General features: G+C 61.5%; 13 protein-coding genes. 4 read left to right on the top strand and 9 right to left on the bottom strand.

Features of this window, described 5'->3' with window-relative positions:
- Nucleotides 1-31: 31 nt before the first annotated feature.
- From secD to LQE90_RS04510, 3 genes are all read right to left on the bottom strand, one after another.
- The gene (gene secD / locus LQE90_RS04520; protein ID WP_216528909.1) at nt 32-2,707 is read right to left on the bottom strand and encodes a protein translocase subunit SecD; all 2,676 of its coding nucleotides are present in this window, start codon (nt 2,705-2,707) and stop codon (nt 32-34) included.
- A 669-nt stretch (nt 2,708-3,376) separates the two neighbouring features.
- Nucleotides 3,377-4,522: a tRNA guanosine(34) transglycosylase Tgt gene (gene tgt / locus LQE90_RS04515; protein ID WP_216528910.1), complete on the bottom strand. Its 1,146-nt coding sequence runs from the start codon at nt 4,520-4,522 to the stop codon at nt 3,377-3,379.
- 2 nt (nt 4,523-4,524) lie between these two features.
- The gene (locus tag LQE90_RS04510; RefSeq protein WP_216528911.1) at nt 4,525-5,394 is read right to left on the bottom strand and encodes an HAD family hydrolase; all 870 of its coding nucleotides are present in this window, start codon (nt 5,392-5,394) and stop codon (nt 4,525-4,527) included.
- Between the two features lie 82 nt (nt 5,395-5,476).
- Here LQE90_RS04510 and LQE90_RS04505 point away from each other — a divergent pair, with 82 nt between their 5' ends.
- The gene (locus tag LQE90_RS04505; RefSeq protein WP_216528912.1) at nt 5,477-6,280 is read left to right on the top strand and encodes an epoxyqueuosine reductase QueH; all 804 of its coding nucleotides are present in this window, start codon (nt 5,477-5,479) and stop codon (nt 6,278-6,280) included.
- Nucleotides 6,281-6,408: 128 nt separating this feature from the next.
- Nucleotides 6,409-7,494: a tRNA preQ1(34) S-adenosylmethionine ribosyltransferase-isomerase QueA gene (gene queA, locus LQE90_RS04500; protein ID WP_216528913.1), complete on the top strand. Its 1,086-nt coding sequence runs from the start codon at nt 6,409-6,411 to the stop codon at nt 7,492-7,494.
- A 164-nt stretch (nt 7,495-7,658) separates the two neighbouring features.
- Here queA and LQE90_RS04495 read toward each other — a convergent pair whose 3' ends face one another.
- From LQE90_RS04495 to LQE90_RS04470, 6 genes are all read right to left on the bottom strand, one after another.
- Nucleotides 7,659-7,862 (bottom strand): cold-shock protein, encoded by a 204-nt coding sequence (locus LQE90_RS04495; RefSeq protein ID WP_102375198.1) that lies wholly within the window; start codon nt 7,860-7,862, stop codon nt 7,659-7,661.
- 195 nt (nt 7,863-8,057) lie between these two features.
- The gene (locus tag LQE90_RS04490; protein WP_216528914.1) at nt 8,058-8,558 is read right to left on the bottom strand and encodes a hypothetical protein; all 501 of its coding nucleotides are present in this window, start codon (nt 8,556-8,558) and stop codon (nt 8,058-8,060) included.
- Nucleotides 8,559-8,655: 97 nt separating this feature from the next.
- Nucleotides 8,656-9,720: a Holliday junction branch migration DNA helicase RuvB gene (gene ruvB / locus LQE90_RS04485; protein WP_216528915.1), complete on the bottom strand. Its 1,065-nt coding sequence runs from the start codon at nt 9,718-9,720 to the stop codon at nt 8,656-8,658.
- Nucleotides 9,721-9,759: 39 nt separating this feature from the next.
- Nucleotides 9,760-10,350, bottom strand: coding sequence for a Holliday junction branch migration protein RuvA (gene ruvA, locus LQE90_RS04480; RefSeq protein ID WP_216528916.1), 591 nt, complete (start codon nt 10,348-10,350; stop codon nt 9,760-9,762).
- Nucleotides 10,347-10,970, bottom strand: coding sequence for a crossover junction endodeoxyribonuclease RuvC (gene ruvC / locus LQE90_RS04475; RefSeq protein ID WP_114567777.1), 624 nt, complete (start codon nt 10,968-10,970; stop codon nt 10,347-10,349). The genes ruvA and ruvC overlap by 4 nt, the downstream gene beginning before the upstream one ends.
- A gap of 265 nt (nt 10,971-11,235) precedes the next feature.
- Nucleotides 11,236-12,036 carry a YebC/PmpR family DNA-binding transcriptional regulator gene (locus LQE90_RS04470; RefSeq protein ID WP_114567778.1) on the bottom strand — a complete coding sequence of 267 codons (801 nt, stop codon included), beginning with the start codon at nt 12,034-12,036 and terminating at the stop codon, nt 11,236-11,238.
- Between the two features lie 236 nt (nt 12,037-12,272).
- Here LQE90_RS04470 and bfr point away from each other — a divergent pair, with 236 nt between their 5' ends.
- On the top strand, nt 12,273-12,737 hold the full coding sequence (bfr, locus tag LQE90_RS04465) for a bacterioferritin (RefSeq protein ID WP_114567779.1): 465 nt from the start codon (nt 12,273-12,275) through the stop codon (nt 12,735-12,737).
- Between the two features lie 281 nt (nt 12,738-13,018).
- Nucleotides 13,019-14,185, top strand: coding sequence for a phosphoglycerate dehydrogenase (locus LQE90_RS04460; RefSeq protein ID WP_114567780.1), 1,167 nt, complete (start codon nt 13,019-13,021; stop codon nt 14,183-14,185).
- The last annotated feature ends 12 nt before the right edge of the window (nt 14,186-14,197 follow it).

Genomic DNA, 14,197 nt, shown 5'->3' with positions numbered 1-14,197 from the left:
GAAACGGCCCCGGTGTCCGGGGCCGTTTACGTTACTTCTTGTCGGGACGCTTCTTGCGCTGCGCCTTGGGCGGCTTGTGCTGCGTCTTGCCAGCATTCGAGCCGTGATTCGAACCGGTCTTCGCCGTCGAAGCGGAAGCGGCGCCAGCAGCCTTCGCAGCCTTCTTGGGCGAAGCGCCTTCCGCCATGGCGTTCGGGTTGCCGAACTCGTATCGACCGACCTCGGGACCGAACTTCTTCACCAGCTTGGCGTAGCGCGGCTCACGCGTCTTCCACATGGCGTACAGCGGGGCCGCCACGGCAATCGAGGAGTACGACCCGCAGATCAAGCCGATGGACATGGCGAATGCGAAGTCCTTCAACGTCTCGCCGCCGAAGAAGAGCATGGCCAGCACCGGAATAAGCGAGGTCAACGTCGTGTTGACGGTACGCACGAGCACCTGGTTGATGGAATGGTTCGCCATCGTCATGAACGTGCACTTGACGTCGTCGGACTTCATGTTGTCGTTGATGCGGTGGAACACGACCACCGTGTCGTAGAGCGAGTAACCCAAAATAGTAAGGAGCGCTGCGATGGTATTCGGATTGACCTCGCGCCCGACCAGCGCGTAAATGCCCATGACCAGCACCAGGTCATGCAGAAGGGCCACGATGGCCGTCACGCCCATCTTGTACTCGAAGCGAATGGCGATGTAGATGATGATGAGCACGATGGAAACGAGGAACGCGATAAGCGAAGACTGGATGACGCTCGCGCCCCAGTCCGGCCCGATAGTGGTCACCTCGAAGCTATCGGTGGAAAGCCCCAGCTTATCGGCAACCTGGTTCGCGCGCGACGTGGCTTCTTCGGCGCTCGTGGTGGTAGTGCGCACCAGGAAGCCTTCGTCTCCGTCGGCGTTGGTGGTCTGGATGACGGCATCGGGCTCGCCCGCATCGTTGAAGGCGCCGCGCATCTGATCGATAGACACCTGCCCGGTGTTATGGAACGAAACCGACGTGCCGCCCACGAACTCGATGCCGAAGCTAAGGCCCTTCACGCCCACCACGGCGAGCGACGCGCACACCAGCACGGCAGCCACCGTGAGGAACACCTTGCGGTGGCCCAGGAAGTTGATGTCATGCTTGATGAACTTGCCGCGCGGCTTGCGAGCCTTCGCAGCCGCCGCCTCGCCCGCTTCTCCAGCAGAGCGTTCCGCCGCCTGCTCGGAAGCGGCGGGGTCGATAGCCTCGCCCAGCTCGGCCTCGGCTACGGTCGTCCCCTCCGCAGATGCCAGCGCAGCGTAGTCGCTCGCCGCCTGCTGGCTGTCCTTGATGCCCCAGAAACCGGGATGCTTCGCGATAACGCGCGGCGCAAGCACGCGGATAAGCGGCGCCTTGAACAGCATCATCATAAGGATGTCGCACGCGATGCCCAGGGCAAGCGTCAAGCCGAAGCCCTTGACCGAGGCGCTTGCCAGGAAGAACAGCGAAAGAGCCGACACCAGCGTAACCAGGTCGGCATCGATGGACGTGACGATGGCGTGCTTCACGCCGGTGATGGACGCCGCGCGCACGCTGCGTCCCATGCGAATCTCCTCGCGGAAGCGCTCCATGGTAAGAATGGACGAGTCGGCGGCCATGCCGATGGTCAGCACGATGCCCGCAATGCCGGCAAGCGACAGGCTGAACAGGCCGAAATGGGAAAGCGTCGCCAAAATGCCCAGGTACAGCACCGCGAACACCACCATGGCGCCCGCCGTGATGAAGCCCAGGCCCCGGTAGAAGAACAGCAGGTACAGCATGACCACGGCCAAGCCGATCAGCGCGACCAGCACGCCGGAGTGGAGCGCATCCTGCCCGAGCGTCGGGCCGACTACCTGGCTCTGCGCGTATTCGAAGCTCACCGGCAAGGACCCGCTTTCGAGCACGGTCTGCAGGCTCTTCGCGTCGTCGAGGGTGTAGTTGCCTGTGATCTTGACCTCGCCGTTGGGGATCTCATCGTTCACAGCCGGAGCGGACTGCACCTCACCATCCAAGATGATAACGATCCTGCCCCTCGTGGGCGCAAGATCCTTCGTGGCGTCGGCGAACGCGGCGGTCCCCTCACCGTTGAGTTTCACGAGCACGGCATAGTCGACCGCCGTCTCTCCATTCTTCTCAACGGAAACGTTCGTAATGTCGGCGCCGGTCACGAGCGGCGTGTACGTCCCTTCGGCCACTTTAAGGTGCTCGGTTTTACCCGAGGGGAAGGAGTTTCCCAAAGCGTCGGTCACAGTTCCTTCAGAGCCGTACTGCCCGCTTTCGATTTTCGATTTGACGTCGGCATCCGTAAAGGAATCGAGGCGCGCGAACTCCAACTTGCCGGTCTTGCCGATGGTGTTGAGCGCATCCTCGGTGTTCGTGAGACCTGGAATCTGAACGAGGATCTGGTCGGTTCCCTGTACCTGCACCACCGACTCGGACGCGCCGAGAGCGTTCACGCGGCTTTCGATGATGGCGCGCGACTTCTCCATTTCGTCGGCGGTTACTTGAGCGCCGTCGGCGCCCTTCGCGGTAAGAACCACGGACAGGCCGCCTTGAATGTCCAGGCCTTGGTTGATTTTTTCCTGGGGCGGCGTGAACATAAAGATCGAGCCGACAACCAGCAACGTGGTAACGACCAGCAACCAAACGTTGCGCCGGTTCACCGACCCGGATTGCTTCTTTTTCGCCTTCTGCGCTGCCGCCATGTGACGCTCCCTAGTTCGTAATCTCAGATACGCTGGAACGAGGCTCGATCGCCCCGCACGATAACTGCCCTATTGTGCCACAAAACCAGGGCAAGCGATACCGGAGGCCTTTTATTCCTGATAAAGGTTAAACCGAGAAAACGCAACGTGAAGAACCACGATAGAGTTGGTCGAGAAATCGAGCGGAATCCGAATAGAACCGCTTCGGAAACGTGCTAGATCCGCGCTAGGTTCGCGCTAGATCCGCGCCGGAACCGCGAAGAAGCGCGCGAGCTCCGCGCTGGACGCACGCCATCTGCGCGCTAGGCCGAGCCGCTATCATGGAAGGACGGATCACCAGGCGGCGAGGCTCCACGCCCCTTTCCACCCATGCCCCCGACGAAGGGAAAAACGGGAGGAGGTGGACGCCATGACCGATTTGGCTTTGATTACGGCGGCCGTCGAGCTGATCTCCAGCGTTATCGCGCTCGTCGCGGTAATAATAGAGAAGCTCCCAGTCCGAAAGGATAGGGAGCCCTAAACAAAAAGCCAAACCGCCGAAGCGATTCGAGAGCCGTGGGGAGTTAGCAGCTCCCTGCGGCTCGACCCTATTATACGCAAACCGCGCAGCTGGTTCAACGCCAGCGCACGAGCGTCGCACAAAACAACCGAAACGACCGATGCCGAAACTCAGTAGTCTTTCGCCGCCGGGCTTGCCATCCACTCCCCGTAGAATTCCTCGTAGGAATCGGCCAGCACCGCCTCGCGCGCGCGGCGCATGAGATCCAGCAAGTAATGCAGGTTGTGGATGGACAGCAGGATACCGCCCAGCATCTCGTTCTGCTTGACCAGATGACGTATATACGAACGGCTATGGTTCTGGCAGGTCGGACACGTGCACGTGGGATCGAGCGGGCCGAAATCGCGCGTGAACTTCGCATTGCGCATGTTCATGCGGCCCGTGCTGGAGAACGCCGTGCCCATGCGCGCGGTGCGCGTGGGCAGCACGCAATCGAACATGTCCACGCCTTCGCGCACGGCGCGCACGAGCGTGGTGGGATTTCCCACGCCCATAAGGTACCGCGGTCGATCTTCAGGACACGCTCGTGCGACGTCGCCTAGCGTCTCGAACATGACTTCGTGGTCCTCGCCCACCGAGTAACCGCCTATCCCGAAGCCCCCGAAGCGACGGCCGCCAGCCGCCAGGCTTTCGTCCTCGATCTCGCGCAGCAGACGAATGGAGTCCAAACGCAAATCCAAGTGCATCCCGCCCTGCACGATGCCGAACAGCGTCTGGTCAGCGCGCTGGTGCGCCGCCAGGCAGCGACGCGCCCACTTGGCCGACAGGTCCACTGCCTTCGCTACAAAGGCTTTCTCGGCCGGATACGGTGCGCACTGGTCAAGCTGCATCGCGATGTCGGCGCCAAGCTGCTCTTGGATGGCCATGTTCGTCTCGGGCGTCCATCGCACCTTCGACCCGTCGTAGATGGAGCGAAACGTCAGGCCGTCGTCGTCAAGCTTCACCGTGTCGGCCAAGCTGAACACCTGGAACCCGCCCGAATCGGTGAGCATCGGGCCGTCGTAGTGCGAGAACCCGTGCACGCCGCCAGCCTCTTCCACCACGTCCGCACCGGGACGCAAGGACAAATGGTACGTGTTGGCCAGCACCACCTGGGATTTCAGATCGTTCAGCTGGCCAACGGTGACGCCCTTCACCGTAGCGCTCGTACCCACGGGCATGAACATGGGGGTCTGAAACGATCCATGGGCCGTTTCGTACGTAAGCGCGCGAGCGTGGCCGCTCGTCGCTTCGCACGTGCAATCGAACAGCGACACGACTATCCCTCCACTCCGTTGATCGAAAAGCCCGCCGCAGAAACGGCCGCGTCGGCCGCAAGCGCATCGGGGCAACCGTTCGAGGCAAGCGCTTCATCCCGCGCAGCCATCGAAACAAGCCCCGCTTCTATCCCCGTTGCAGGATCGGCGCAAACGGGCAAGGACTCCGCCCAATCGGCGAACGCCTCGAGCGTTCCGTTTCGAACGGAGCTCACGTCGAATCCGATCGGGTCGAGCAGCAGATCGGTCACCAAGAACGCATCGGCCCCCAAGCCCATGAACGCCAAATCCTCTTTCGTGTTGTTGCCCACCATGAGCACATCGTTTCCAGACACCCCAAGAGCGGCCAGGTTCTCGGCGTAGTACGCCAGCTTCGGCTTCACGGACGTCGAGTTCTCGAACGAGGTGATGCGCGAGAACAAGGCGGGATCCACGCCGGCCCATTCCAACCGCCATTCCACCGCGCGGCGGGGAAACATGGGCATGGTGGTCAAAGCCAGCGGGTAGCCCTTGGCCGCAAGCGTGTTCACCGCGCGCGCCGCTGCAGGGCTGGGAATCACGCCGTTGCCGATCGCACCGAACTCGCGATCGTAATACGCCGCCAACTCCCCTTCCCAATCCGCCGCGCCTCGATCGACGCAAGCAAGGAACCCTTCCCAAAACGCATCGGAGTTGGGGCGAGCATCGTCATGAGCGGCCATGGCCTTGATACCGGCCTTCATGCCGGCGGAAAAATCCTGGGGAGCCACGCCGAAGCGTGCCACGTACGCGCCAAGCGACTGAAAGTACGCCTGCATGAACCCGTCAAGCTCCATAGGGAGCAGGGTTCCGTCAAGATCGAAGCAGATCGCACGGTAAAAACGGTTCGCCATTGCGAAATTCCTTTGCTCAAATGATGGATGAATGCCTAGCGTGGTAGTATAAGCCACGTTTGCGAAGGAGCTCTGAAACCCGATGAAACTACTACTTCACGCCTGCTGCGGCCCGTGTTCGCTCGAGCCCGTTCGCTTGCTGCACGAAGCAGGACACGACCTTACCATATATTACGCGAACTCGAACATAGCGCCGGATGCAGAATACAGCCGGCGCTTGGACGCACTGCTCGCATGGGCCAAAGAAGAGGACGTCGCGGTCATGAAGGGTCTTCGCGCGCCGTGCGCATGGGAAGCATCGGCTGGACGGATCGGCGAAGAAGCTCTCTCGGAAGCACGCGAGCGCCTTGCCGCTTCGTCGGACGGAGCCAGGCCCCTTCCCCTTGCCATCGACCCCGCCCGCCGCATGGAGCGCTGCCGCGCATGCTACCGCTTGCGTTTCGAGGAAACCGCGCTTGCTGCCGCAGCGCACGGATTCGACGGCATCGGCACGACGCTTTCCGTAAGCCCGTACCAGTACACCGAGATCATTCACGAAGAGCTTTCGAGCGCCGCCGCACGCTTCGGCGTAAGCGCGGTGTTTCGCGACTTTCGTCCCTATTACGACGAAGCCACGCGCAGAAGCCGCGAGGCGGGCATGTATCGTCAAAACTACTGCGGCTGTCGTTTCTCAGCAGCCGAAGCGGAGGCCGAACGATCCGAACGGAAAGCCGCACGCGAAGCCGCCCGGGAAGCCGATCGCGCAGCGCATGCGGCAGAACGGGAGGCTGCTGAAGCCGAGAGAACGGCAAAACGAGCGGAACGGCTGGCCTACGATGAAAAGCAAGCTCGAAAACGAGCCGTCCTGAAGGCGCTGCGCACGCAGGAAAAGGACGCCTCGCAGTAGCTTGCGCGCAAAAGCGCACCGCATGAACCCTTGGCGAAAGCAGACTGCCAAGCCGGAACAACGCCTATAATAAGATGCTCTGAACCACGCATCGACGCCTACACGAACGCCGCGAAGGAACCGCACGCATGAAAACTTCCGATTTCGACTACAATCTGCCTCCCGAGCTGATCGCTCAAGAACCCGCCGTCGAACGCGACGGATGCCGCATGCTCGTCATGGATCGCGCAACCGGGGCGTTGGAAGACCGCATCTTCCGCGACATCGCCGAATACTTGCGACCGGGCGATTTGCTCGTGGCGAACGAAACGCGCGTCATGCCCGCCCGCCTGCTGGGCGCCAAGCGCGGAACCGGAGGCGCCGCCGAGGTGTTCCTTTTGCGCGAGATAACGGGACGCGAACCACGCACGAACGCGAGCGCGCTTTGGGAGGTCCTGGTGCGCCCGGGAAAGCGTTTGAAACCGGGCACGGGCGCCGTGGTCGACTTCCTTGATCCGGATGGCAACGTCGCGCTTTCCGCAGAAATCGTCGACTGGGCCGAAGGCGCTCAGAAAGGCGAGCGCCTCGCCCGCCTGACCACGACGTTGCCTTCCCTTGACGAGGCGCTGCATGCCGTAGGACACACGCCCCTGCCTCCTTACATCAAGAACTACGCCGGAGACGAAGAGCTGTACCAGACCGTCTACTCCCGCCGCGAGAGCTCGGCAGCCGCCCCTACCGCCGGCCTGCATTTCACGCCGGAGCTCATCAAACGCTTGAAAGAGCAGGGCGTTCGCTGGGAAACCGTCGAACTCGAAGTAGGGCTGGACACGTTTCGCACCGTCGACGAGGACGACCCCGCGCAACACGTCATCCATACCGAATTCTACACGGTCCCCGAGCGCACGGTAGAGGCTATCGCCGAAACGCGTCGCCAAGGCGGGCGCGTCGTAGCCGTGGGAACCACCAGCGTCCGCAGCTTGGAAAGCGCCTGGAACCCGCAGACCGGTGCCGTTACGCCGCGCGAGCGAGAGGCAACCTCGCTCTACCTGCTGCCGGGATCCGAGTTCCACGTGGTAGACGCCCTGGTCACGAATTTTCACGTACCGAAATCCACGCTCATGATGTTAGTATCCGCCTTCTCCTCGCGCGAAAACGTCATGGCGGCATACGAACACGCCATCGCCGAGCGCTATCGCTTGCTTTCGTTCGGCGACGCTATGTTCATCCAATAACAGGCACGAGTTCGACGGACCGCACGCTCCAGCGACGCGGTCCGTCCTCCATTGGCGGTTCGGGCGCCGCACGCCAGTCTGCAAACGTCGCCCAGTCCGATCAAACGCAAAAAAATGGCCCCGCATCTTGCGGGGCCATTTCAGCATTCTATAAGTTAGTCTGCTTATGCCTTCGTCACGTTGCTGGCCTGGAGCTTGCCGTTCTGACCGGTCGTGACGTCGAACTGCACTGCAGCACCTTCGTCAAGGGTCTTGAAGCCGTCCATCTTGATCTCAGAGAAATGCACGAAGAGGTCTTCGCCATCATTCTGGGAGATGAAGCCATAGCCTTTTTCGGGGTTGAACCACTTAACAGTACCTTCCGCCATTTTAAATCCTCTTTCCTCTTCCCGATCCCTCGAGAAGGTAACACTGTGTGCTGCATGGCCGCAACACTCGCCCTCACCTCGAGGGCACGTGTCTACTATACGCTATGGAACAGTGAAAAGGTCTGGGAATCTTCTTTTAGCGCCTTTTTTACCGTTTCGTTGATCAAACGAGCAAATACAAGCGCTCCGTTCGAATTATTCCCGCTGCCCGTTCGCCTTCTCGACAAGCGGATCCGCCAGCTCGGCAGGACCCTCGAACCCCATGGTGGCCAAAGACGGCTCCGCAGCCTGCGCCAACTCGGCATCGACCTCGTCCATGAGCAACGCCAGATCCTCGGGACTGGCTGGCAGCTCGAAGCCGTATTCGGCGGCTATGGCGCGCGCCTGCCCCTCGCGCACGGCGGCAAGCTCGAACTCGCCGGCTTCGCGCAGATAGCCCGAAGCCAGAAGCAAGCTGCGGGCGATGTACTCGGTGACCCGCGGGTCGACTCCCGATATCTGCATCACCGACGCAATGGACTCGGGAGCGAGCGAGAGCAAAGCCGCCCCGTCCATATCGGTGGCTTGGCCTACGGCATCCTCCAACATATCAGCAGCTCGCTTGGGGTCGTGCTCGTCCTTCGCCTTCGTCCAGCTGCGACGGACGATCTCTGCGAACTGCAGGATAATGCGCATCAGATAGTCTTGCTCAAGCATAGCGGCATCCTTTCAAAGCGAAGGGGCGGCGCACCCGGCAGGTCGCGTCGGCGGCCCCGTCGGTTGCAAACCGGCTTCGCGCTCCAATCCGCATCCGTCAAGCAGTCGGAGCGGGCACTCCAATATGATGATACGCTCGCTCCGTAGCCTGACGGCCTTTCGGCGTGCGGATCATAAGGCCTTGCTGCATAAGAAACGGCTCGTACACGTCTTCAAGCGTATCGGGGTCTTCCGACAACGCCGAGGCCAGCGTGGTGAGTCCCACGGGACGACCTCCGAACTGCACCGCGAGTAACTCCAGAATACGGTTGTCCACCGCATCCAAGCCCAAGGCATCCACCTCGAAAAAGCTCAAAGCCTGCGCAGCGACGTCCTCGTCGATCATGCCGTCGCCGCGAACCTGCGCCCAATCGCGTACGCGCTTGAGCAGGCGGTTCGCCAAACGTGGGGTCCCTCGGCTGCGACGAGCGATTTCCAGCGCACCGTCTTGCGCGATGTCGACCCCCAAAATAGACGCGGAACGCTGCACGATGGAACCCAGTTCTGCGGGCGTGTAATACTGAAGCCGGAACACGATGCCGAAACGATCCCGCAAAGGACCGGTCAGCAGCCCGGTACGCGTGGTAGCGCCCACCAGCGTGAATCGAGGAAGATCCAGGCGAATCGAACGCGCAGCGGGACCCTTCCCCACCACGATGTCGAGCGCGAAGTCCTCCAAAGCAGGGTACAGAACTTCTTCGACCATGCGGTTCAGGCGGTGTATTTCGTCGATGAACAGGACGTCGCCCTCTTCGAGGTTCGTCAGTATGGCCGCCAGATCGCCCGTACGCTCGATGGCAGGACCGCTCGTCGTCTTGATGTTCGCGCCCAACTCGTTGGCGACCACCGTCGCCAGCGTCGTTTTCCCCAAGCCCGGAGGCCCCGAGAACAGGATGTGGTCGACCACGTCACCGCGCGCCTGCGCCGCTTCGATCAAAATGGCAAGAGATTCTTTGACCTTCGTTTGCCCCAGGTAATCACCCAAGCGCTTCGGCCTCAGGCTGCGATCGAGCGCCAGATCGTCTTCCGTCAGATCAGGCGCGACCGTGCGCGGCGCACCGTGCGCGGTCGCGTCTTCGGCCGAGAACACCAGGCCCTCTATTTCGATATCTTCGCGTGTCATGCCGTCCATTCCGCCTTGCACCGGTAGTCGCGCGCTTCTTTACGCGCCCAAACGCTTCAACGCGTATTGTAACAGCCTGCCCTCGTCGGCACCTTCGGGCGATCCCTTCAACGCAAGATCAGCTTCCGCCGCCGTAAAGCCCATGGACAGAAGCGCCTCGTGCGCGCCCTTCAGGCTCTCGGCCTGAACCGGCGCAGCCTCGTTTTCGTCGAAAAGCCCCGCCAATCCCTGATCGAGAGATCCCTTGAGTTCGAGGATAATGCGGGAAGCCGTCTTCTTCCCCACGCCGGGAATCCGCTGAACCGCCGCTACGTCCTGCGCCGAGATGGCGGAAACCAGCCCGGACGGCGTAAACGACGAAAGAGCCGCCAAGGCGACCTTCGGTCCCACGCCGCTCACGCTGATCAAGCGCTCGAACAGCGCCTTCTCCTCAAGGGAGAGGAATCCGAACAGCGAAAGCCCGTCGTCGCGAACCTGCAGGTACGTATGCACCTCAACCGCAGACCCCGCTTCCGGCAGCTTCGACAAGCTTGCCTGGGACATTCCCACGGCGTATCCAACGCCGCTCACCTCGATATACGCCGTCGTCGTAGTCTTTCCGGCAAGCGTGCCCTTCAAAAATGCGATCATGCCGTCTCCTTTCCGGAAGATGGCACGGAAAACCGTGCCGGGGCAACATCCGCTGCACGCGTCGGGCAGCTTTCGCGATCCTGCCGAAGCGAAGCGATGCGACCCGCCGCCTGCGCGGATCGCGCGCGATCCGCAAAACCCTCATGAGTGGTAAAGCAGATCGCAGCAGCCAGCGCATCGGCTGCGTGGTCGGGACGAGGAACGGCCTCAAGCGCCAAAAGCTGACGCACCATGTACTGCACCTGGTCTTTGTCAGCAGAGCCCGTTCCCACGACGGCAAGCTTTATCTGGCTGGGAGAAAACTCCCCCACCCGAAGATCTCGCTCGGCGCATGCAACCAATGCAGCCCCGCGCGCCTGACCCGTGGCGAACGCGCTTTGGGTGTTCGAGCCGAACCATACCGTTTCCACGCCCGCGCACGTTGGCTCGAAACGGGCGATAACGGCGCCCATCTGGCGATGTATCTTCATGAGGCGATGCGCCAGCGGCATATCCTTCGAAGTGGAGATGCAGCCGTACGCGACGCAGGAAAGACGCGCCCCGCACTGAGACACGATTCCCCAGCCGGTGTTGGCCAAACCGGGATCGATACCGAGAATCGTTCGCTGCACCTGCGTCATTTGACCCTTTCCCACCACGCTTGCGCAGCTACGCGGCCGCAAGCGCATCGTTATATAGTACAAACGTATGTTCGTTCCCATCCTATCACAAAACGAGACGAACCGAGGGAAAATATCAAGGTTGACTCGACAAGCGCACAACCCGTCGAACGTCGTCGCATCCTAGACGCAGCAGCGTTTCCACGCGGTCGAACCTCGACCTGGAAAACAAAAAAGCCGCCGCAGATGCTCTGATCGCGGCGGCTTTGATCGTATGCTGCGTGCGTTATTCGTCGAGCGCGGCGGCAATCTCTTCGGTGATGTCCATAGCATGGTAGACGTTCTGAAGATCCTCGAGCTCTTCCAGCTTGTCCACCAAGCGCATGACCTTCTTCGCGTCGGACACGCTCACCGCCGCAGGCGTGGTGGGCTCCATGGTCAGCTCGGCGCCCTTCGTGACGACGCCAGCCTCTTCCAAAGCCTTCTTCACGGCCATGAGATCGGTCGGACCCGTGTAGACGATCCACTCGTCCTCGGCATCCTCGTAGTCGTCACCGCCGGCCTCGGCCACGGCCAACATGAACTCTTCCTCGTCGGCTGCAGCGCCGTTGGGCCTCACGGGATTCTTCTTATCGCCGGTCTCGACCTCTTTCGCCACCATGATCTGGCCCTTGCGCTCGAACATGAACGCCACCGAGCCCGAGGTGCCCAGGTTGCCGCCGGAATGGCTGAACGCCGCGCGCACATCGGCAGCCGTACGGTTGCGGTTGTCGGTCAGCGCTTCGCAGTAGACGGCCACGCCACACGGGCCGTAGCCCTCGTAGACAACCGTCTCGTAGTTGGCGGAATCTTTGCCCGAACCGAAGGCCTTGTCGATAGCGACCTTGATCTTGTCCTTCGGCAAAGAGTAGCCTTTGGCCTTTTCAATGGCGGCAGCAAGCGACGCGTTGTTGTCGGGGTTCGGGTCGCCACCCTCCTTGGCCGCCACCGTGATGTTGCGCGACAGCTTGGAGAACAAGGCCGAGCGCTTAGCGTCCTGCGCAGCCTTGCGATGCTTTGTAGTTGCCCATTTAGAATGCCCTGACATATGCGTCCCTTCCGATGTTGCAATACCAGCCGCTTATTCTAGCACACACGCCTTATCCCCTGTTCGCATTTGCAGGGTTTTCAAAAACACGGTTGAAAATATCGATCGGTATCAAGATGGCCACAGCACGCCTACGATACCGAACGCATGCCCGCAGACGCTAGCCGAGTCCATACAATCGTTAAAGACGAGGGTTTTCGACGACCCCCGGCAACATCAACGGAAGGAGCACCGCCGTGAAGGGAAACCAAGAACTCATCCAAGCGTTGAATGACTTGCTCGCCGGAGAGCTGACCGCAGTCAACCAGTACATGGTCCATGCCGAAATGTGCGAGGACTGGGGCTACGAAAAGCTGCACGCACGTTTCGAGAAACGAGCCATCGCGGAAATGAAGCATGCGGAAATGCTCATCGGACGCATCCTGTTTCTTGAAGGGACGCCCATCGTGTCCAACCTCAACGAGATCAAGATCGGCGCAACCGTCCCCCAGCAAATCGACAACGACCATGCAGCGGAAATCGACACGGTGCGGGACTACAACGAAGCCATCGTGCTTGCCGGGCAGGTGCTCGACTACGCCACGCGCGACATGCTGATGTCCATTCTGCAGGACGAAGACAGCCACGTTGACGAACTTGAAGACCTTCAAGACCAGATAGAGCAGATGTCCTTGCAGATCTTCCTTTCCACGCAAAACTAGAGCCGCGGGCAAACCGCCAAGCAGTGCGAGCAGCCGCCCATCCCTCGCGGGGTCGGCGGCTGCTCGCGCGAGCGCAGCGTTCCCGCCTTGCTGCATGGGGTTCGAGCGCCCCGCAATCCGAGCCGCGCTGGCTTCCCAGCAACCACTCCACCGGCCTAAAGTGACGTACGCATGGTTTTTGTTGACAACGGCAAACGCCGAACGCAGTATGAAACCATTGTGCCAAAACTGCGGCGGTCGGGCGATGAAGCCGCCGCGCTTCACCTTTCGAAGGAGACGCCATGCGCCACATCCACTGCCTGAACAACATTTCCGCCTACGGAACCGACCTTTTGACCGACGACTACGCCCTGACCGACGACCTGTCCCAGGCCGCAGGCGTCCTGGTTCGCAGCGCGGCCATGCACGACATGGAGTTCCCGCAAGAGTTGCTGGCAATCGCCCGCGCGGGAGCCGGCGTCAACAACATCCCGCTCGACCGCTGCGCCGAAGAGGGCATCGTGGTGTTCAACACCCCCGGCGCCAATGCGAACGCCGTAAAGGAGCTGGTGCTGTGCGGCATGCTGCTGGGCAGCCGCGGCGTTGTGGACGGCATCGCCTGGTGCCGCGACAATGCGGACGATCCCAATATCGGCAAAGCCGCCGAAAAGGCGAAGAAGGCGTTCGCCGGACGCGAGATCCAGGGCAAGAAGCTGGGCGTCATCGGCTTGGGGGCCATCGGCGCTCTGGTGGCGAACGCAGCCATCGACCTGGGAATGGACGTGTACGGATACGACCCGTACGTATCGGTAGGCGCAGCTTGGCGTCTGTCCAGCTCGGTGCGCCACGTAACGAACCTGGACGACCTGCTGCGCGAGTGCGATTACATCACCATCCACGTGCCCGCCATAGAAGGCACCATCGGCATGATCGACGAACGCGCCTGCTCGCTCATGAAAGACGGCGCGGTGTTCCTGAACTTCTCGCGCGACACGCTGGTGAACGACGAGGCCATGGCCGCCGCGCTCGCCGCAGGCAAGGTGGGCGCCTACGTCACCGACTTCGCCAACCCCGCCGTCATGAAGATGGAGCGCGCCATCGTGCTGCCGCACCTGGGCGCCTCGACCGCCGAAGCCGAGGACAACTGCGCCGTCATGGCCGTGCGCCAAACGATGGACTACCTGGAAAACGGCAACATCGTGAACTCGGTGAACTACCCGGCCTGCGACATGGGTCCCTGCCCGGCCGAGGGCGGCCGCGTGGCCGTGCTGCACGCGAACGTGCCGAACATGATCAGCCAGATCACGAACGTGTTCGGCGATGCCGGCGTCAACATCGACAACCTGACGAACAAAGCGCGAGGCGAAGCCGCCTACACCCTGCTCGACCTGAACGCCGCCGCTCCCGACGCCGCCGTCGAGAAGCTGGCCGCCATCGAGGGCGTCCGTCGCGTCCGCGTGGTGAAGTAGCGCCTCGCCTAT

The organism is Paraeggerthella hominis (genome assembly GCF_021044775.1).
GTDB classification, from domain to species: domain Bacteria; phylum Actinomycetota; class Coriobacteriia; order Coriobacteriales; family Eggerthellaceae; genus Paraeggerthella; species Paraeggerthella hominis.
This window is presented reverse-complemented; position numbering and strand designations above follow the sequence as displayed.